This is a genomic window from Streptomyces sp. NPDC006309 (assembly GCF_040613095.1).
Taxonomy (GTDB): Bacteria; Actinomycetota; Actinomycetes; order Streptomycetales; family Streptomycetaceae; genus Streptomyces.
The window spans coordinates 353,687-371,523 of the sequence record NZ_JBEXRO010000003.1 but is presented as its reverse complement, the minus strand read 5'-3'; the positions used below and the strand labels follow the sequence as shown (position 1 = coordinate 371,523).

Annotated in this window: 17 protein-coding genes; 9 read left to right on the top strand and 8 right to left on the bottom strand. The window is 73.7% G+C overall.

What is annotated here, in order from left to right; all coding sequences use genetic code 11:
- Positions 1–16 precede the first annotated feature (16 nt).
- Positions 17–499, top strand: a complete 483-nt coding sequence (locus tag ABZ117_RS06465; RefSeq protein ID WP_356817954.1) for a GNAT family N-acetyltransferase — start codon at positions 17–19, stop codon at positions 497–499.
- A 22-nt stretch (positions 500–521) separates the two neighbouring features.
- On the opposite strand, the gene ABZ117_RS06460 is transcribed toward ABZ117_RS06465, so the two are convergent.
- Both ABZ117_RS06460 and ABZ117_RS06455 read right to left on the bottom strand, forming a co-directional pair.
- Positions 522–2,039, bottom strand: a complete 1,518-nt coding sequence (locus tag ABZ117_RS06460) for an MFS transporter (RefSeq protein ID WP_356817952.1) — start codon at positions 2,037–2,039, stop codon at positions 522–524.
- Between the two features lie 89 nt (positions 2,040–2,128).
- Positions 2,129–3,289, bottom strand: coding sequence for an FAD-dependent oxidoreductase (locus ABZ117_RS06455; RefSeq protein WP_356817950.1), 1,161 nt, complete (start codon positions 3,287–3,289; stop codon positions 2,129–2,131).
- A 141-nt stretch (positions 3,290–3,430) separates the two neighbouring features.
- On the opposite strand from ABZ117_RS06455, the gene ABZ117_RS06450 reads away from it, so the two are divergent.
- Positions 3,431–4,135, top strand: a complete 705-nt coding sequence (locus tag ABZ117_RS06450) for a pentapeptide repeat-containing protein (protein ID WP_356817948.1) — start codon at positions 3,431–3,433, stop codon at positions 4,133–4,135.
- 10 nt (positions 4,136–4,145) lie between these two features.
- On the opposite strand, the gene ABZ117_RS06445 is transcribed toward ABZ117_RS06450, so the two are convergent.
- Positions 4,146–4,646: a hypothetical protein gene (locus ABZ117_RS06445; protein ID WP_356817947.1), complete on the bottom strand. Its 501-nt coding sequence runs from the start codon at positions 4,644–4,646 to the stop codon at positions 4,146–4,148.
- A 70-nt stretch (positions 4,647–4,716) separates the two neighbouring features.
- Between ABZ117_RS06445 and ABZ117_RS06440 the strand changes: the two genes are divergently transcribed.
- Complete coding sequence (locus tag ABZ117_RS06440; RefSeq protein ID WP_356817945.1) at positions 4,717–6,108, top strand: M1 family metallopeptidase; 1,392 nt, start codon at positions 4,717–4,719, stop codon at positions 6,106–6,108.
- Positions 6,109–6,177: 69 nt separating this feature from the next.
- On the opposite strand, the gene ABZ117_RS06435 is transcribed toward ABZ117_RS06440, so the two are convergent.
- Complete coding sequence (locus ABZ117_RS06435) at positions 6,178–6,753, bottom strand: TerD family protein (protein ID WP_356817943.1); 576 nt, start codon at positions 6,751–6,753, stop codon at positions 6,178–6,180.
- A 177-nt stretch (positions 6,754–6,930) separates the two neighbouring features.
- On the opposite strand from ABZ117_RS06435, the gene arfB reads away from it, so the two are divergent.
- Positions 6,931–7,368: an alternative ribosome rescue aminoacyl-tRNA hydrolase ArfB gene (gene arfB / locus ABZ117_RS06430; RefSeq protein WP_356817941.1), complete on the top strand. Its 438-nt coding sequence runs from the start codon at positions 6,931–6,933 to the stop codon at positions 7,366–7,368.
- A gap of 41 nt (positions 7,369–7,409) precedes the next feature.
- Here arfB and ABZ117_RS06425 read toward each other — a convergent pair whose 3' ends face one another.
- Positions 7,410–7,979, bottom strand: a complete 570-nt coding sequence (locus ABZ117_RS06425; protein WP_356818175.1) for a flavin reductase family protein — start codon at positions 7,977–7,979, stop codon at positions 7,410–7,412.
- A 396-nt stretch (positions 7,980–8,375) separates the two neighbouring features.
- Here ABZ117_RS06425 and cdgB point away from each other — a divergent pair, with 396 nt between their 5' ends.
- Both cdgB and ABZ117_RS06415 read left to right on the top strand, forming a co-directional pair.
- Positions 8,376–10,031, top strand: a complete 1,656-nt coding sequence (cdgB, locus tag ABZ117_RS06420; RefSeq protein WP_356817939.1) for a diguanylate cyclase CdgB — start codon at positions 8,376–8,378, stop codon at positions 10,029–10,031.
- Positions 10,032–10,149: 118 nt separating this feature from the next.
- Entirely contained in the window at positions 10,150–11,085 is a 936-nt protein-coding gene (locus ABZ117_RS06415; protein WP_356817937.1) for a carbohydrate-binding protein, read from the top strand.
- Between the two features lie 62 nt (positions 11,086–11,147).
- Here the strand turns inward: ABZ117_RS06415 and ABZ117_RS06410 are convergent, their stop codons facing one another.
- The 3 genes from ABZ117_RS06410 to ABZ117_RS06400 all read right to left on the bottom strand — a co-directional run bounded on the left by ABZ117_RS06410 (position 11,148) and on the right by ABZ117_RS06400 (position 14,381).
- Positions 11,148–12,077 carry a 1-phosphofructokinase family hexose kinase gene (locus ABZ117_RS06410; protein ID WP_356817936.1) on the bottom strand — a complete coding sequence of 310 codons (930 nt, stop codon included), beginning with the start codon at positions 12,075–12,077 and terminating at the stop codon, positions 11,148–11,150.
- Between the two features lie 115 nt (positions 12,078–12,192).
- On the bottom strand, positions 12,193–13,320 hold the full coding sequence (gene nagA, locus ABZ117_RS06405; RefSeq protein ID WP_356818173.1) for an N-acetylglucosamine-6-phosphate deacetylase: 1,128 nt from the start codon (positions 13,318–13,320) through the stop codon (positions 12,193–12,195).
- A gap of 110 nt (positions 13,321–13,430) precedes the next feature.
- The gene (locus ABZ117_RS06400) at positions 13,431–14,381 is read right to left on the bottom strand and encodes an ROK family protein (RefSeq protein WP_356818171.1); all 951 of its coding nucleotides are present in this window, start codon (positions 14,379–14,381) and stop codon (positions 13,431–13,433) included.
- Between the two features lie 142 nt (positions 14,382–14,523).
- Between ABZ117_RS06400 and ABZ117_RS06395 the strand changes: the two genes are divergently transcribed.
- The 3 genes from ABZ117_RS06395 to otsB are packed head-to-tail and all read left to right on the top strand — an operon-like array spanning position 14,524 to position 16,921.
- Entirely contained in the window at positions 14,524–15,768 is a 1,245-nt protein-coding gene (locus ABZ117_RS06395) for an extracellular solute-binding protein (protein WP_356817934.1), read from the top strand.
- A 35-nt stretch (positions 15,769–15,803) separates the two neighbouring features.
- Complete coding sequence (locus ABZ117_RS06390) at positions 15,804–16,028, top strand: DUF3263 domain-containing protein (protein WP_121788170.1); 225 nt, start codon at positions 15,804–15,806, stop codon at positions 16,026–16,028.
- 35 nt (positions 16,029–16,063) lie between these two features.
- Positions 16,064–16,921 carry a trehalose-phosphatase gene (gene otsB, locus ABZ117_RS06385; RefSeq protein ID WP_356817932.1) on the top strand — a complete coding sequence of 286 codons (858 nt, stop codon included), beginning with the start codon at positions 16,064–16,066 and terminating at the stop codon, positions 16,919–16,921.
- The last annotated feature ends 916 nt before the right edge of the window (positions 16,922–17,837 follow it).

Genomic DNA, 17,837 nt, shown 5'->3' with positions numbered 1-17,837 from the left:
CGGTTAACCTCCCCCCATGATTCGCACCGCGACCCCCGCCGACGTTCCCGTCATCCACGCCCTCGTCCGTGAACTGGCCGAGTACGAGAGGTCGCTGGAGGAGGTGCGGGCCGATGCCGGGCAGTTGCGGGAGGCGCTGTTCGGGGAGCGGCCGGCCGCCTTCGCGCACCTGGCCGTGGACGACGTGAGCGGGGAGCCGGTCGGTTTCGCGCTGTGGTTCCTGAACTTCTCCACGTGGCGCGGGGCGCACGGCATCTACCTGGAGGACCTGTACGTCCGTCCCGCCGCGCGCGGCGGCGGGCACGGCCGGGCCCTGCTGGCCGAGCTGGCGCGCATCTGCGTGGAGCGCGGCTACGAGCGGCTGGAGTGGGCGGTGCTGGACTGGAACCGGCCCGCGATCGGCTTCTACGAGGCGCTCGGCGCCCGCCCGCAGGACGAGTGGACGGTGTACCGGCTCACGGACGGGGCGCTGGCGGGACTCGCCGGGACGGAGCGCTGAACCCCTCTGCCGGCCGGGCCGGTCAGGGTACCGACTCCGGTACCGGCGCGTCGGCCGGTGTCCCGTACCCGGGCGCCGCGGCCGTCACCATGAGCCCCGCCACCAGGCCCGCCAGGAGCATCACGACGGCCGCCCACCCGATGGCGACCGTGTAGCCGTGCACCACGCCCGCCGGGACGACGGTGGCCCTGGCGGCCGGGCTGCGCAGATGCGCGGCGACGTAGCCGGCGCTGCTGGTCGTGGCGACCGTGTTGAGCAGCGCCGTACCGATGGAGCCGCCGACCTGCTGCGAGGTGTTGACGGTCGCTGAGGTCACTCCGGCGTCGCGGGGTGCGACGCCGGAGGTGGCGGTGGCGAACACCGGCATGAAGGTCAGGCCCATGCCGAGGCCCAGCAGCAGCAGGGCGGGGAGGATCTCGCCGGTGTACGTGGAGTGGACGGTCATCCGGGTCAGGAGGAGCAGGCCGGCGGCGGCGAGCAGCATGCCCGGCACCATGAGCAGGCGTGGTGCCACGCGGTGCAGCAGGCGCGCGGAGATCTGGGTGGACCCGGTGATGATCGCGGCGGTCAACGGCAGGAAGGCCAGCCCGGCCCGGACGGGTGAGTAGCCGAGGATGTCCTGGAGGTAGTAGGTCATGAACAGGAACAGCCCGAACATGCCGATCACCGCGAGCATCATGGTGAGGAAGCAGCCCGCGCGGTCGCGGTCCCGGATGATGTGCAGCGGCAGGAGCGGGCTGGGCGCCCGGGCCTGCCACCGGACGAACGCGGTGAGCAGGAGGGCACCGGCCGCGAACAGGGCGAGGACCAGCGGGTCGGTCCAGCCGCGCGGTTCGGCCTCGCTGAAGCCGTAGACGATCGCCACCAGTCCGCCGCAGCCGAGGACGGCACCGGGTACGTCGAGGCGGACGCCGGTGTGGCCGGGACGGTCGTGGAGCAGGGCCAGGGCCCCGAGGACGGCGGCGATCGCGATGGGCACGTTGACGTAGAGGCACCAGCGCCAGTTCAGGTACTCGGTGAGCAGGCCGCCGACGATGAACCCGATCGCCGAACCGCTGCCGGCGAGGGCGCCGTAGATGCCGAAGGCCTTGCCGCGCTCGCGCGGGTCGGTGAACGTCGTCGTCAGCAGGGACAGCGCGGACGGGGCGAGGAGGGCGGCGAAGGCGCCCTGGAGCGCGCGGGCGCCGAAGAGCATGCCGGAGCCGGTGGCCGCGCCGCCGAGCGCGGAGGCGACGGCGAAGCCGCCGAGCCCGATGACGAAGCCGCGTCTGCGGCCGATGAGGTCGGCGATCCGGCCGCCGAGCAGGAGCAGTCCGCCGAAGGCGAGGGTGTAGGCGGTGATCACCCACTGCCGGTTGCCGTCGGACATGTGCAGGGCGTGCTGGGCGGACGGCAGCGCGATGTTCACGATCGTCGCGTCGAGGACGACCATGAGCTGCGCGAGGGCGATGACGACGAGCCCCCACCAGCGGTGCGGATCGGCTCCGTCCGCCGGGGTGGCCGGCGCCGCCGGGGGCTCACCCGTTCGGCCGGCACTCATCTCGCCAGGACACCATGGTTCGGCAGGGGCCGCATCCGGGTGGGGGCGGGGCCCCGGCTTCTCCTGGGTGCCGGCCTGCCCGGGCCTGCTCAGGCCTTCTTGAGGTCGCGGGCGGGCCGGCCGAGGATCAGGGACACCGCGGTCACCGCGCTGTTGAAGGACACCTCCGACAGCACGCCCGGGGCGGCCACCTGGTCGCCCGCGAGGTAGACGCCGTCGCCGCGGTCCACGGCGGGCCGGTCGCGCCAGGTGCGGCCCGGCGGGTCCACGGCTCCCGTACGGCCGTCCGCCAGGGCCACCCGCCGCCAGGTCACCCGCTGCCGCCAGTCCCGGAACGCCAGGTCCAGCAGGTGTCCGGCGCGGGTGAGCCCGTCGGCCCGGGTCTCGTCGGGACCGACCGGGAACTGGCCCTGGAGCAGCTGTTCCCCGGCCGGGGCGAGGGCCGGGTCCCACGCCGTGAACCGCTCCAGCCGGCCGGGCGCGTCCAGGTCGCCCACGGCACAGGCGTCCCCGCGCCGGGTGCGCAGGGCGAGGTCGAGCAGGACGGTACGGCCGCTGGGCCAGGTCAGCGCGGGGTCGCGCAGCAGGCGCCGGGCGGCGGGCAGGGAGGTGGCGACGACGACGGGGGCGCCGCCCGGCAGGTCGTCCAGCCGGGCCCCGGTCTCGATCCGTACGCCCATGTTCCAGGCCCGCGCCGCCATCCGGTCGACGACCGCGCCCCAGCCGCCGCGCGGGTGGTGCGCCTCCGGCGGCAGCGCGGTGGCCCGGCGCAGACGCTCCTGCACGAACGCGGCGGACAGGCTGCCCGGGTCGTGGTGGAACAGGGCCGCCGCCGCGTAGTGGGCGGCGGCCCGGGCGCCCTCCTCGCCGGCGATACCGGTCGCCCAGCCGAGGAAGTCGGCGTCGACGGGGGCCGGGCCGAGCCGGGGCCGCAGCAGCTTGAGGAGCGCGAAGGGCGGGGTGCGGCGCAGGACGCCGTGGTGGCGCAGGCGCAGCCGGGTGGCCTCCAGGGGCGGCAGGGCGGCGAGGGGACCGGTCAGCTCCCGCTGCCGCAGCCAGGCCCAGTGCGGGCCGCCGGCGTGGAAGGAGTGCGGTCCCTCGCCGGTCCGGTACGGTCCCGCGGCGGTGCGGGCCCGGCCGCCCAGCATGTGGCGGGCCTCGTACACGGTGACCCTGGCGCCTGCCTCGGCCGCGGTGATCGCGGCGGTGAGTCCGGCGAAGCCGCCGCCGATGACGGTGATGCGGTGCATGGGGTCTCCCCGGGTCGGTTCACCTGGTCCGCCTGTACGACGGCCCGGCCCCGCGGAACGTGACATCGGCGCCGGCCGCCGCCCGGTGCCTCCTCCCGCCGGTCCGGGGCGGTTGTCAGTGGCGGGGTGCAGCATGGGGGCATGGTGAGACGAGCGGCGGGCGGCGGGCCGGCGGAGCGGGCAGGGGTGCGGGCGGCGGTGCGGGGCGCGCGGCGGCCGGAGGTGCGGCTGCCGGCCCTGGAACCCTGGGCCGGACCGGAGCTGGAGCCGGACGGTGACTATGACGGGCTGGAGTTCCGTGAGCTGGACCTGGCCGGGCAGGACGGCATGGGCGCCCGGTTCATGGACTGCGCGCTGACGGGCTGTGTGGTGGACGGCACGGCGCTGGGCCGGGCCCGCGTGCTGGACTCGGTGCTGACCGGGCTGCGGGGTGTCGGCACACAGCTCGCCGAGGCCACGTTCCGCGACGTGGAGCTGGCCGACCCGCGCCTGGGCGGCACCCAGCTGCACGGCGCGGTGCTGGAACGGGTCGTCATCCGCGGCGGCAAGATCGACTATCTGAATCTGCGCGAGGCCCGCCTGAAGGACGTCGTCTTCGAGTCCTGTGTCCTGGTCGAGCCGGACTTCGCCGGTGCGCGGCTGGAGCGGGTGGAGTTCACCGACTGCGCGCTGCGGGGCGCCGACTTCGGTGGCGCGACCCTGACGGACGTGGACCTGCGCGGTGCCGCCCCCCTGGACGTGGCCCGCGGCCTGGACCGCCTCTCGGGGGCGGTCATCAGCACCGGTCAGCTGCTGGACCTGGCTCCGGCGCTGGCGGCGGGGCTGGGGATCCGGGTCGAGGGCTGAGCCGCTGGGGTCACGGCACCCGGGGGAAGCGGGCCTGGAGGGTCCACAGGGCCGGGTTCTCCGCCAGGTCCTCGTGGAGGTCGGTGAGGTCCGCGATCAGGTCGTGCAGGAAGTCGCGGGCCTCGCGCCGGAGTTCGGTGTGGGCGAAGGTCAGCGGGGACTCCTCGGCCGGCTGCCAGTCGGAGGTGATCTCCACCCAGCCGAAGCGGCGCTCGAAGATCAGCGCGTCGCTGGACTCGGTGAAGTCCAGTTCGGCCCGCTGCGGGCGGGCGGCGCGGGAGCCCATCGGGTCCCGGTCCAGTTGCTCCACGATGTCGCACAGCGCCCACGCGAAGTCCAGCACCGGTACCCATCCCCAGGCCGTGGACAGCTCCCGGTCCGCCTCGGTGTCCGCGAGGTACACGTCCCCGCAGAACAGGTCGTGCCGCAGCGCGTGGACGTCCGCGCGGCGGTAGTCGGTCTGCGGCGGGTCCGGGAACCGGTTGGAGAGGGCGTAGCCGATGTCGAGCACGGAAGAGATGGTGTCACGGCGGTCCGCCCGAGCCCGTCCGCGGTGCGTCCCGCCGCCTAGGATCACTGACATGTCCAGATCGGTGCGTTGTGTCCCGGCCGTCGCCGCCCTGCTTCTCCTCGCCGTCACCGGCACCGCGTGCGACGGCGGCACACAGGGCACCGCGGGCGGGTCCGGCGTGCACGACCCGTACTTCCCGCAGGCCGGCAACGGCGGCTACGACGTCGGCCACTACGCCCTCACGCTGGACTACACCCCGGGCACCCGCCATCTCACCGGCACGGCCGTCATCACCGCCCGGGCCACCCAGGAGCTGTCCGCGTTCGACCTCGACCTGGCCGGGCTGCACGTCGACTCGGTCACCGTCGAGGGCAGGGCCGCCCGCTGGAGCCGCGGCGGCCGGGAGCTCACCGTCCGCCCGCACGACGGCCTCAGCGACGGTGAGACGTTCCGCACGACCGTGCGCTACTCGGGCACCCCGCGCACCCTCACCGACCCCGACGGCTCCAAGGAGGGCTGGCTGCCCACCGCCGACGGCGCCCTCGGCCTCGGCGAACCGGTCGGCTCCATGGCCTGGTTCCCCGGCAACCACCACCCCGCCGACAAGGCGTCCTACGACATCACCGTCACCGTGCCGAAGGGTCTCCAGGCCGTGTCCAACGGCGAGCTGACGGACCGGAGCACGAAGGGCGGCCGTACGGCCTACCACTGGCACACCGCCCAGCCCATGGCGAGCTACCTCGCCACCGTCGCAATCGGCCACTACGACATCGCCCGCACCACCGGCCCGCACGGCCTGCCCGTCGTCACCGCGGTCGATCCCGCCCAGGCCGGGGCGAGCGCCAAGGTGCTCGCGAAGATCCCGGACATCATCGCGTGGGAGGAGTACAACTTCGGGCCGTACCCCTTCTCCTCCGCCGGCGCGATCGTCGACCGCCCGGCCGACGCCGGGTACGCCCTGGAGACCCAGACGCGCCCCGTCTTCCCCGGCGCCCCCGACACCTCCACGCTCGTGCACGAACTCGCCCACCAGTGGTACGGCGACTCGGTCACCCCCGCGTCCTGGCGGGACATGTGGCTCAACGAGGGCTTCGCCACCTACGCGGAGTGGCTGTACGAGGAGGACCACGGCGGCCCCAGCACCCGGGAGACCTTCACCGGCTACTACGACGGGGACCACGAGGAGATCTGGGCCTTCCCGCCGGCGAAGCCGTCCAGCGCCGCGCACATCTCCGACAGCCCGGTCTACCAGCGCGGCGCGATGGTCCTGGAGAAGATCCGCCGCACGACCGGCGACGACACCTTCTACGGCATCATCCAGGGCTGGGCCGCCGCACACCGCCACGGCACCGCGAGCACCGCGGAGTTCACCGCGTACGTGGAGAAGAAGGCCCCGGACAAGGACTTCGGCGAGATCTGGAAGGACTGGCTGTACGGCGACGGCAAGCCGCGCCACCCCTGAGAGCACGGCACCGGCGGCGTGCGCCCGGGAAGGGCGACGCCACCGGTCCCGGCGGACGCGCGGAGGGCGTCAGACGTTCACGCCGAAGTCCTGGGCGATGCCCACCAGGCCCGAGGCGTAACCCTGGCCCACCGCGCGGAACTTCCACTCCGCGCCGTTGCGGTACAGCTCGCCGAAGACCATGGCCGTCTCGGTGGCCGCGTCCTCCGAGAGGTCGTAGCGCGCGATCTCGGCGCTGCCGGCCTGGTTGACGACGCGGATGTAGGCGTTGCGGACCTGGCCGAAGTTCTGGCCGCGGTTCTCGGCGTCGTAGATGGAGACCGGGAAGACGATCTTGTCGATGTCGGCCGGGAGCGCGGCCAGGTTGACGTTGATCGCCTCGTCGTCGCCGGCGCCCTCGCCCGTGCGGTTGTCGCCCGTGTGGACGATGGAGCTGTCCGGGGTCTGCTTGTTGTTGAAGAAGACGAAGTGGGCGTCCGAGTAGACCTTGCCCTCCGCGTTGACCGCGATCGCGGAGGCGTCCAGGTCGAAGTCCGTGCCGGTGGTGGTGCGGACGTCCCAGCCGAGGCCCACGGTGACGGCCGTCAGGCCCGGAGCCTCCTTGGTGAGCGAGACGTTGCCACCCTTGGACAGGCTTACAGCCATGTTGGGAGTCCCTTCCCTAGTTACCCGTGCATACCGGCACATCTGTGCCGATGAAGCTATCGACGAAGCTACCGTCACCCGGAACAACGTCGGGGGGCGTCCCGGTGGTTCCGGATGCCTTTACCTTTTTTACCGAACCGGAAATCCAGGTGACGTGCACCCCGCGGGACCGGGAACATGGCATACATGTCCGGGCCCTACCTCATCCGCGGCTCCGTCTCGCTTCCCGAGGCCGAGCTGACGTGGCGTTTCTCCAGGTCCTCCGCGCCCGGCGGACAGCACGTCAACACCACCGACTCGCAAGTGGAGCTGCGCTTCGACCTCGCCGGGACCGAGGCCCTGCCCGACGTGTGGAAGGAGCGGGCGCTCCAGCGGCTCGCCGGCCGCCTCGTCGACGGGGTGCTGTCCGTACGGGCCTCCGAGCACCGCTCCCAGTGGCGCAACCGCGAGACCGCCGCCGTACGCCTGGCCGCCCTCCTCGCCGAGGCCACCGCGCCGCCGCCGAAGCCCCGCAGAGCCACCCGCATCCCGCGCGGCATCAACGAACGCCGGCTGCGGGAGAAGAAGCAGCGCGCCCAGACCAAGCGCGGACGCACGGGCCGGGACTGGGGTTAGCCGGGCCCCCGTACCCGGGCCATGCAATCCGCGGCGGCGGCTCAGTCCAGTTGCCGGTACCGGCCGCGGAAGTACAGCAGCGGGCCGCCCTCCGCGCTGGGCACCCGCGCGGTGAGGACCCGGCCGACGACCAGTGTGTGGTCCCCGGCGGCCACCCGCTGCTCGGTACGGCACTCCAGGGTGGCCAGCGCGCCCCCGGCCAGCGGGGCGCCGGTGACCTCGCCGCGGACGTACGGGATGTCCTCGAAGAGCAGCCGGTCGCTGATGCGGCCCTTCATGGCGAAGCGGCCCGCGATGTGCCGCTGGCTCTCGGCGAGGACGGACACCGCCCACAGCGGCTGCTCGGCGAGCAGGTCGTCCATGCGGGAGCCCTCACGCAGGCTGACCAGGACCAGCGGCGGGTCGAGGGAGACCGACATGAAGGCGGTGGCGGTCATGCCGACGTCCTCCATGCCCGGCGCGTCGGGGTCGTCGGGGTCGAGCGGCGGTTCCTGCGCGGTGACCAGCACTACGCCCGCGGCCAGCCGGGACATCGCGGCCCGGAACTCGTCGTTGCTCACCCCCTCAGCATGCCCGGGAGGCAGGGGGGTGATGGGGGAGGGAGTCTTCAGCACGCCGGAAACGCTAGTGTCCCCGCCGCGCCGGGCGCATCGGCCCTCCGCCCGAGCCGGGTCCTAGGACCAGCGGCGCACGCGGGCGTACACCGCCCGTATATCGACCCTGCACGCGGTGTGCGCGGGTCGTGCAGGATGGAGCGCGACCGCACACTCCGTGTTCGGAATGCGCACGGGAGAAACGCAGAAACTCCACTCAATTGTTCACGTTCTTCTGTGACTTGAGTCACAGGAGGCAGTAATTGTTGACCCTGTGTACCGAGTGGGCAGCGCGCTGTGATTCAGTGGCGGAGAGCCGTACGAGTACACGTCGGAGCCAACGCGAGAGCCATCGTAAGGAAGCGCCGAAGACAAACCCTTGATTCGCTGCGAGGTCTCGGGGGGAGGGCGAGCATGGAGGCCGAGTCGGAGCCGTACGTCCGTCTTGCGTCCCTGCGACAGCTGCACCAGGTCATGGCCGACATGAACACGGCACGCAGCCTGGCGGACACGTTGCAGACCGTCGCGGACGGTGTCGTGGGCGCCCTGGGATACGAGATGGCGGCCGTCAACCTGGTGCGCCCCGACGGAGACCTCGTCGTCGCCGCCTTCTCCGGGAACTCCGCCGCCGAGGCCCTGATCACCGGCCGGGCCGGCTCCCGGGACTCCTGGGACCGGCGGCTGGGCATGGGCGAACGCTGGGGCGACCTCGTGTTCATACCGCACACCGAGGGCTGGGTCCTCGACGACGACGACGTCCCCCAGTGGTACACCGACGGACCCGCGCCGCGCTTCGAGGACGAGTGGCACCCCTCCGACCGGCTCTTCGCGCCCATGTACACCCCGGGCGTGCAGGGCGGCTCCTGCGGCGACCTGCTCGGGGTCATATCCGTCGACCGCCCGCGCAACGGCCGCCGCCCCGGCGCCTGGGGCCGCGAGGCGTTGCAGATGTACGCCTTCCAGGCCGCCATCGCGATCAGCAACGCGCGCCTGCGGGCCAACATGCAGCGGGCCCTGGTCCGCCTGGAGCGCGAGCAGCAGGCCCTGCGCGCCAGCGAGGAATCCTTCCGGCAGGCCTTCGAGTACGCCCCCTCGGGCATGGCCATCGCCGAGATGGGCGGCGACCAGCACGGCCGCATCCTGCGCACCAACGACGCCCTGTGCCGGCTGCTGGGCCGGCCCGCCTCCGCGATGCGCCGCTACTCCTTCGCCGACCTCGTCCACCCCGAGGACATCGGCACCCTGCTGCGCACCTCCGCCGAGGGCGGGCGGGCGGAGCTGCGGCTCGGCCGGCGGGACGGCACGTACGTGTGGGTGTCCCTGCGCAACAGCGTCGTCGCGGACGCCGCCGACGGCCCCCGCTTCCTGCTCAGCCACGTCGAGGACATAGAGGAACGCAAGCGCCGCGAGCTCCAGCTCGCCCACCGCGCCTCCCACGACTCGCTGACCGGCCTGCCGAACTCCGCCGAGCTGCGCTCACGCCTGGCGGCCCGGCTCTGCCAGCGGCCCGCGCAGGCCGGCGCCCTGGAGTCCCTGGACGCGGCCTACGGCCACCCCGCCTTCGACGCGCCGGCCGGACACGGCTTCGACTTCGCGCCGGACACGGAGGCGTTCGACGCCTACGACCACCATGTGCACACCGCCGCCCCCGAGGAGGGCCGCGACGACGGCACCAAGGGCCTCGCCGTCCTCTTCTGCGACCTCGACGGCTTCAAGTCGATCAACGACCGCTTCGGGCACAACGCGGGTGACGCGGTCCTCATCGAGGTGGCCCGGCGGCTGAGCAACGGCGTCCGGGACGGTGACACGGTCGCCCGGCTCGGCGGCGACGAGTTCGTGATCCTCGCCGACGGCCTCGGCCGGGCCGACGCGCAGGACCTCGCCGTCCGGCTGCGCAACGAGATCATCCAGCCGATCCGCGCCGAGGGCCGGGCGGTCCGGGTGGGCGCGAGCTTCGGCATCGGCTGGGCGCACTGCGGCATGACGGCGGACGAGGTGCTGAAATCCGCTGACGAGCGGATGTACGTAGAGAAACGATCTCGTCCCAAACAGCATCGCCGCGCCGGATGACCCGCAGGTCAGCGGGTTGATGCGGTCCGGGTCACCCGTTTGGGTGAGTGAGAGCGGGTAGGCTCGCCATTCAAATCCGTACCGCATCCGCCCGCACCTGTTGAGGAGTACCCAAGGGATGACGCCCGGCGACAACGGCGCGAGCCCGCCCGAGGACGACGACCCGTTCGGCTACCTGTACGCAGACGGCCAGGCCCGGGGAGCCCAGCCGCCCTCCGGCGGCGGTTACGGCTATCCGAACTCGGTCAGCAGGGTCCGCGCGGTCGGCGAGCGCACCTACGGCCAGCAGGTGTCGTACGGCCAGCCGCCGCAGGCCGCGCAGCAGGGTTCCCACGGTCAGCCGAGCGCCCACTACCAGGCCCCCGAGACGCTGCCCGGCGGCGCGCAGTCCGGCCGCCCGCCGGCGCGGCCCACGTCCGGCCGGCGCGGCCCGAACACCAAGGGCCTGCTGATCGGCGCGGTCGCGGTGGTCGCCGCGGTCGTCATCGGCATCGGCATCGCGATGATCAACGGCCACACGGACGACGACAAGTCCGGCAACCAGGCGGGAACCTCCCCGACCCAGCCGCAGCCGCACTCCCCGAGCCCGTCCGGCAGCGGCAAACCGACGCCGGGCGAGCTGCCGAAGGTGGACGGCGCCGACAAGAGCCTCCAGCTGGCCGGCGGCGCCGCCGGAGCCTCGGACGTCTCCGGGGCACGGTCCGCGGACGGCAGCTACGTGGGCGGGCTCAACCAGGTCGGCGCCTCGGTGACCTGGACGGTCAGCGACATTCCCGAGGACGGCCCGTACACCCTCTTCGTCAACTACAGCACCAGCGGCCAGGACCAGTCCATGTCGGTCACCGTCGACGGCAAGCCCTACGGCGGCAAGCTGGGTCTGAAGAACTGGCGCAGCGCCCCCGACGGTGCCTTCGACAAGGGCTGGACCAAGTCCTACGCGTGGCTGACCCTCCAGAAGGGGTCCAACACCATCGCCGTCTCCTGCCAGCCGGGTGACAAGTGCAACGTCCTGATCGACCAGATGTGGATCAAGAAGGGCCAGGTCACGAGCTGACCCGGTTCCGCCGGGCGCTGCGCCGCTCTGCCTAGGTGGTGCCGTTCGACGACACGGCCTGCCTAGGCCGCGCTGAACTCCCCCGTCACCGCCACCCGTTGCAGCAGTTCCGCGTAGAGCGCGGGGTCGTGGTCGCCCGCTGTCGGTGCGTGGACCGTTGCCGTCGCGAGGGCTACCGCTCGGGTCAGGCGGGCCGGCCAGGGGAGGTTCTCCACCAGGGCCGAGAGCAGGCCGGCCACCGCAGCGTCGCCCGCGCCGGTGGGGTTGCCGTGGACGCGGGCGGGCGGGGCGGCGCGCCAGCGGCCCTCGGGGGTGACGGCGAGCAGGCCGTCCGCGCCGAGGGAGGCCACGACCGCGCGGGCGCCCCGTCGGCGGGCGTCCTGGGTGGCGCGTGACGGCTCGTGGGATCCGGTGAGTTCGGCCAGTTCGTCGGCGTTGGGCTTGATGACGTCGGGGCGCGCGGCGACGCCGCGGCGCAGCGGCTCGCCGCTGGTGTCCAGCAGGACGGGGACACCGAGGGCGCGCGCCGTCCGTACGAGCGTCGCGTACGCCCCCACCGGCACCCCCGGCGGCAGGCTGCCGCACAGCGCCACCGCCGAGGCGCCGGCCAGCAGTTCCTCGTAACGGTCCAGGAAGGCGCCCCACTCGGCCGGGGCGATCTGCGGGCCGGGTTCGTTGAGCTGGGTGGTGTCGCCGGACCGCTCGTCGACGACCGCGATGGTGCGCCGGGTCGCCCCGGCGACCGGGACCAGCGCGTCCACCGGCCCGGGCACGCCCGCCAGCCGCTCCCGCAGCACCTGTCCGGTGGGGCCGCCCGCGAACCCGGTGACCGTCACCTCGTGCCCGAGCGCGGCCAGCACCCGGGCCACGTTCACGCCCTTGCCGCCGGGCCGCTCGACGACCTCCGAGACCCGGTGCGAGGTGTGCGGACGCAGCGACGGCACCCGATAGGTGAGGTCGAGAGCGGTGTTCAGCGTGACCGTGAGGATCACCCGGGCCGACCTCCCCTCGACGTCCCTGCGCGGTTTCCGGGGACACGATCATGCCAAAGAGACGGCGGCCGGCCCAGTGCGCGGGCGCCGGCCGCCTCCCCGACGGGGTTGCAGATCAGGGCAGTTGGGGAGCTACCACCCATTCGCCCCGGCGCATGACGCCCTTCACGTGGAAGCCGGCGTCCAGCAGGACCAGGTCGGCGTCCTTGCCGGGCTCCAGGGAGCCGATGCGGTCGGAGAGGCCGAGCAGCCGGGCCGGGTTGGCGGACAGCGCGGTGACGGCGTCCTCCACCGGCAGCCGGTCGACGGTGACCGCCCGCCGGAACGCGCGGTCCAGGGTGAGGGTGGAGCCGGCGATCGAGCCGCCGTGCACGAGCCGGGCCACGCCGTCGCTGACCTCGACCTCCATGGGGCCGAGCATGTAGCGGCCGTCGCCGATGCCGGCCGCGTCCATGGCGTCGGTGATGAACGCGACCCGGTCGGCGCCGGCGTGCCGGAAGGCCAGCTCCAGCGCGGCGGGGTGCAGGTGCGTGCCGTCGTTGATCAGCTCCACCGTGACCCGCTCGTCCTCCAGCAGGGCGGCGATGGGGCCGGGGGTGCGGTGGTTCAGGCCGGGCATGGCGTTGAAGAGGTGGGTGGCGACCGTGGCCCCCGCGTCGATGGCCTCCACCGTCTGCTCGTAGCTGGCGTCCGTGTGGCCGATCGCCGCGATCACCCCGTGCTCGGCGAGCAGCCGCACGGAGTCGATGCCGCCCGGCAGTTCGGTGGCGAGGGTGACCATCTTGGCCTTGCCGCGCGCCGCGTCGATCAGTTTGCGGACGTCCGCCGGGTCGGGGTCGCGCAGCAGGTCCTCGGCGTGCGCGCCCTTGCGGCACGGCGCGATGAAAGGCCCCTCGAAGTGGATGCCGGCGATCTCGCCCTGTTCGGCCAGCTCGCTGAGCAGGCCGGCCTGGCGGGCGAGCAGGTCCATCTCGTCGGTGACCATGGAGGCGACGAGGGTGGTGGTGCCGTGCCGCCGGTGGGTGCGGACGGCGGTGAGGATCTCCTCGGCGGTGCCGGAGAAGGCGGCGCCGCCGCCGCCGTGGTTGTGGATGTCGACGAAGCCGGGCACCAGCCAGTGGCCGGTGACGTCGACGACCCGCGCGCCGGCCGGGGCGGTGGCGGCGATGCGGGTGCCGTCCACGGCCAGCCGGCCGTCGCGCACGACTCCGGTGGGGAGCACCACGTGAGCGCCGGTCAGCACCTGCGGGTCCGCCGTGGCGATCCGCGCCCCGCGGCCGGGCCGCGGATCCCCGCCGTCCCGCGTCCCTCGCGGGGCGCTGTCCGGGGCCGGAGTTTCCCGCTCGGTTGCCATCAGGTGCTTACCTCCGGAGTCGTGGGAGTGGTGGTCGTCAGCAGGTCCCGGGCGAGCAGGCCGGCGCCCAGGCAGCCGGCACTGTCGCCGAGGGCGGCGGGGACGATGGTGGGCAGTTTCTGGAAGGTGACCCGTTGCCGGACGGCGTCCCGCAGCGGCTGGAACAACACTTCCCCCGCTTCGGCGAGCCCGCCACCGATGATCATGGTGCGGGGGTTCAGCAGGGTGAGCGCGGTGACCAGGCCGTCGGCGAGCGCGTCCACCGCCTCCTGCCAGACCCGGACGGCGTTCGGGTCGCCGGACACGACGGCCCGGGCGCAGTCCGCGGCGTCCGCGTCCGGGTTCCCGCAGGCGGCGGCCCAGGCCGCGCTGACGGCGGACGCGGAGGCGTACCGCTCCAGGCAGCCGTACTGCCCGCAGGGACAGGCGACGCCCTGGTGGGGGCGTACCCGGATGTGGCCGATCTCGCCCGCGAAGCCGTCCGCGCCGGCCTCCACCCGGCCGTCGATGCCGATGGCGCCGGCGATCCCGGTGCCGAGCGGCACGAACAGGAACCGGTCCGCGCCCCGGCCCGCGCCGATGCGGCCCTCGGCGAGTCCGCCGGTGCGCACGTCGTGGCCGAGGGCGACGGGCATCCCGAGCCGGTCGGTGAGCAGGGCCCGCAGGGGTACGTCCTTCCAGCCGAGGTTGGCGGAGTAGACGGCGGTGCCCTGTGCGTCGTCGACGATGCCGGGGACGGCGATGCCGGCCGCGGCGGCCGGTGCGCCGTAGTGCTCGACGCCGTAGGCGCGCAGGTCGGCGGCGAAGGCGAGGATGCCCTCGATCACCGCCTCGGCGCCGCGCTCGCGGCCGGTGGCGCGGCGGGCGCGGTGCAGCAGGGCGCCGTCGTCGCCGATGAGGGCGGCCTTCATCCCGGTACCGCCCACGTCGAGGGCGATGACATGTCTCACCACGGGCCCTAGTGTGACCCTCCCACCCGAGAAAGGTCTAGTCCACTCACGTGGTGTAGACCTTACGTGTCCATATATCGAACGGTCAGACAGCAGGATTGGGGTTTCGAGGGTGCGTCGGCGTACGGCAGGAACGATCGCGGTGGTGTCCGCACTGGGCATGACGGCGGTTCTCGGCGGCTGCGGGAGCACGGGCTCCTCCGACGTGACGCTCAGACTCGTCGCCGCCGACTACGGCGACTCCGCCGCCAACAGCTCCAAGAAGTACTGGGACCACCTGGCCCAGGACTACGAGGCGCACCACTCGGGCGTGAAGATCGAGGTCAGCGTCTACTCGTGGAACGACGTCGACCGCAAGGTCAAGGAGATGGTCGACGCCGGCCACGCCCCCGACCTCGCCCAGATCGGCGCCTACGCCGACTACGCCGCGGCCGGCAAGCTCTACCAGGTCTCCGACCTGCTCTCCATCCGCACCCAGGCCGACCTGCTCTCCCAGCTCTCCGACGCCGGCGAGTGGAAGCACATCCAGTACGGCATACCGTTTGCCGCCTCCACCCGGGTCCTCTTCTACAACAAGACCCTGTTCGCCCAGGCCGGCATCACCCCGCCCACCACCTGGGACCAGCTGGCCGCCGACGCCCGCGCCCTGAAGGACAAGGGCGTGAAGTACCCCTACGCCCTGCCGCTCGGCCCCGAGGAGGCCCAGGCCGAGACCATGCAGTGGCTGCTCAGCGGCGGCAGCGGCTACACCGACGACGTCGGCACCTACACCCTCGACTCCGCGCAGAACATGCAGACGTTCGCCTGGCTCAAGGACGAGCTGGTCGGCAAGGACCTGACCGGCCCCGTCGCCCCCGGCAAACTCAACCGCGCCGACGCCTTCGCCGCGTTCGCCGACGGCCAGGTCGGCATGCTCAACGGGCACCCCACGCTGATCCAGCAGGCCGGCCGCAAGGGCGTGAAGTTCGGCACGGTGCCGATGCCGGGCCGCACCGGCAAGGCCCGGGCCTCCATGGGCGTCGCCGACTGGATGATGGGCTTCCGGCAGAACGGGCACGCCGAGCAGATCGGCGACTTCCTCGACTTCGTGTACAGCGAGAAGAACGTCCTCGCCTTCTCCCGCATGTACGGGCTGCTGCCGGTCACCGGCTCCGCCTCCACCGCCATGAGCACGTCCGGCAAGGCCTCCGACAAGGTTCTGCGCCCCTTCCTGGACCAGCTGCCCACGTCCGAGCTGTACCCCGTCGGCAAGACCTCCTGGGCGTCGGTCAGCGCGGCCGTGAAGCAGAACATCGGGCAGGCCGTCGCCCCCGGCGGCAGCCCCTCCGGTGTCCTGACCCGCCTCCAGTCCACGGCCACGGCGGCCGACAGCGGCACCGCCGGCTAGCCCGGCTGTCGGTGCCCGGCGCTACGGTGGCTCCCATGGAACTGGGCAGCCGCGAGAAGGCCATCCTCGCGCTGGAGCGCCGGGCGTTCCCCGGGCCCGGCGCGAAGGAACGCGCGATCCGCGAGGAGCTGGATCTGTCCCCCGTCCGCTACTACCAGCTCCTCAACGCCCTCCTGGACGACGCGCGGGCCCTGGCCCACGACCCGGTCACCGTCAACCGGCTGCGCCGGATCCGGCAGACGCGGCGCGCCGAACGCTGAGGAGTGGACCGGCCTTCCGTGGATAGGGTCGCCGTATGGGCACCCATACGACGGACTCCCTGCACCCGCTGCCGCTCCCGGCCACCCAGGCCGGCCGGGACGGACTCGCCGCGCTGCTCGCCCGGCCCCGTGACGCCGTGATCGGGCTGGACTTCGACGGCACACTCGCCCCGATCGTCGCCGACCCCGAACAGGCCCGCGCCCACCCCGGGGCCGTGCCCGCGCTGGCCGCGCTCGCCCCCAAGGTGGCCTCCGTCGCCGTGATCACCGGCCGGCCGCCCGAGGTGGCGGTCCGGTACGGCGGTTTCGCGGACGTCCCCGGCCTGGAGCACCTCACCGTCCTCGGCCACTACGGCGCCGAACGCTGGGAGGCGGCCACCGGCAAGGTCACCGCGCCGCCCCCGCACCCGGGCGTGGCCGCCGCCCGCGCCGAACTCCCCGGCCTGCTGGAGCGCGCCGGCGCCGGGCAGGGCACGTGGATCGAGGAGAAGGGCCGGGCGCTGGCGGTCCACACCCGGCGCGCCGCCGACCCGCAGGCCGCGTTCGAGGCCCTGCGCGGCCCGCTCGCCGGCCTCGCCACCCGGCACGGCCTGATCGTCGAACCCGGCCGCCTGGTCCTGGAGCTGCGCCCGCCGGGCATGGACAAGGGCGTGGCCCTCCTGGACCACGCCCGCGCCACCCGGGCCGGCTGCGTCGTCTACGCCGGCGACGACCTGGGCGACCTGCCCGCCTTCGCCGCGGTCGACGAACTCCGCGCCGCCGGCACGCCCGGCCTGCTGGTGTGCAGCGGCAGCACGGAGGTCACCGAACTCGCGGACCGCGCCGACCTGGTGGTGGCCGGCCCGGAAGGCGTCGTGGAACTACTACGGGCACTGGCGACCCAGCTGACCTGAACCCCACCCGACCGAACAACTCCCCGGGGCCGCGGTCCGCAGGGTCCCGGCTCCGCAGGGTCCCGGCTCCCCGGGGTCCCGGCTCCCCGGGGTCCCGGCTCTCCGGGGTCCCGGCTCTCCGGGGTCCCCGGTTCCGCAGGGTTCCGGCTCCCTGGCTCCTCGCTCCCCGGGGCACGAGGACCCGGAACGCCGGGTGTCGTCGGTCGGCTCCGCAGGCCGCCGGCCTGCCGGATCCTGGGCCCGGGTGCCGGAATGGTCGGCTCCCAGGGGCGCCGGGTGCTGGCGGTCGGCTCCTCGGGGTGCCGGGTGTGGGCTGGTCGGTTCGGCAGGGTGCCGGCTCCGCAGGGGGCGCCCGGGTGTCGGGTGCGGGCTGGCCAGTTCTTCGGGGCGTGCCCCGGCCGTGCCCGGGGTGCGGGGGCAGGTCAAGCCCCCCGAGTACCGGGTGCTGGTCGGTCGGTTCGGCAGGGTGCCGGCTCCGCAGGGGTCGGTCGGGGGCGCCCGGGTGTCGGGTGCGGGCTGGCCAGTTCCTCGGGGCGCGCCCCGGCCGCGTCCGGGGCGCGGGGGGTCGGCGTTCGGCTCCGCGGGCCGTCGGCCTGTCGGATCCTGGGGGGCCGGGTGCCGGAATGGTCGGCTATCCGGAACGCCGGATGCCAGCTGGTCGGTTCCTGGGGTGTCGGGTGCGGGCTGGCCAGTTCCTCGGGGCGTGCCCCGGCCGTGGCCGGGGCGTGGGGTGCTGGCGGTCGGGTCCGCAGGCCGCCGGCCTGCCGGACCTGGGGGGCCGGGTGCCGGAATGGTCGGCTATCCGGAACGCCGGTGCCAGCCGGTCGGCTCCCCGGGGCACCGGGTGCCGGCCGGTCGGTTCGGCAGGGGCGCCGGGTGTGGGCTGGTCGGTTCGGCCGCGTCGGCTCCCCAAGCC

What these genes read in the sequence shown, in the direction of transcription:
- ABZ117_RS06390 (WP_121788170.1), top strand. Translation starts at nt 15,804, where the DNA reads ATGGAACTGGGCAGCCGCGAGAAGGCCATCCTCGCGCTGGAGCGCCGG.
- ABZ117_RS06450 (WP_356817948.1), top strand. Translation starts at nt 3,431, where the DNA reads ATGGTGAGACGAGCGGCGGGCGGCGGGCCGGCGGAGCGGGCAGGGGTG.
- ABZ117_RS06440 (WP_356817945.1), top strand. Translation starts at nt 4,717, where the DNA reads ATGTCCAGATCGGTGCGTTGTGTCCCGGCCGTCGCCGCCCTGCTTCTC.
- arfB (WP_356817941.1), top strand. Translation starts at nt 6,931, where the DNA reads ATGGCATACATGTCCGGGCCCTACCTCATCCGCGGCTCCGTCTCGCTT.
- ABZ117_RS06465 (WP_356817954.1), top strand. Translation starts at nt 17, where the DNA reads ATGATTCGCACCGCGACCCCCGCCGACGTTCCCGTCATCCACGCCCTC.
- ABZ117_RS06455 (WP_356817950.1), bottom strand. Translation starts at nt 3,289, where the DNA reads ATGCACCGCATCACCGTCATCGGCGGCGGCTTCGCCGGACTCACCGCC.
- ABZ117_RS06435 (WP_356817943.1), bottom strand. Translation starts at nt 6,753, where the DNA reads ATGGCTGTAAGCCTGTCCAAGGGTGGCAACGTCTCGCTCACCAAGGAG.
- ABZ117_RS06460 (WP_356817952.1), bottom strand. Translation starts at nt 2,039, where the DNA reads ATGAGTGCCGGCCGAACGGGTGAGCCCCCGGCGGCGCCGGCCACCCCG.
- otsB (WP_356817932.1), top strand. Translation starts at nt 16,064, where the DNA reads ATGGGCACCCATACGACGGACTCCCTGCACCCGCTGCCGCTCCCGGCC.
- cdgB (WP_356817939.1), top strand. Translation starts at nt 8,376, where the DNA reads ATGGAGGCCGAGTCGGAGCCGTACGTCCGTCTTGCGTCCCTGCGACAG.
- ABZ117_RS06415 (WP_356817937.1), top strand. Translation starts at nt 10,150, where the DNA reads ATGACGCCCGGCGACAACGGCGCGAGCCCGCCCGAGGACGACGACCCG.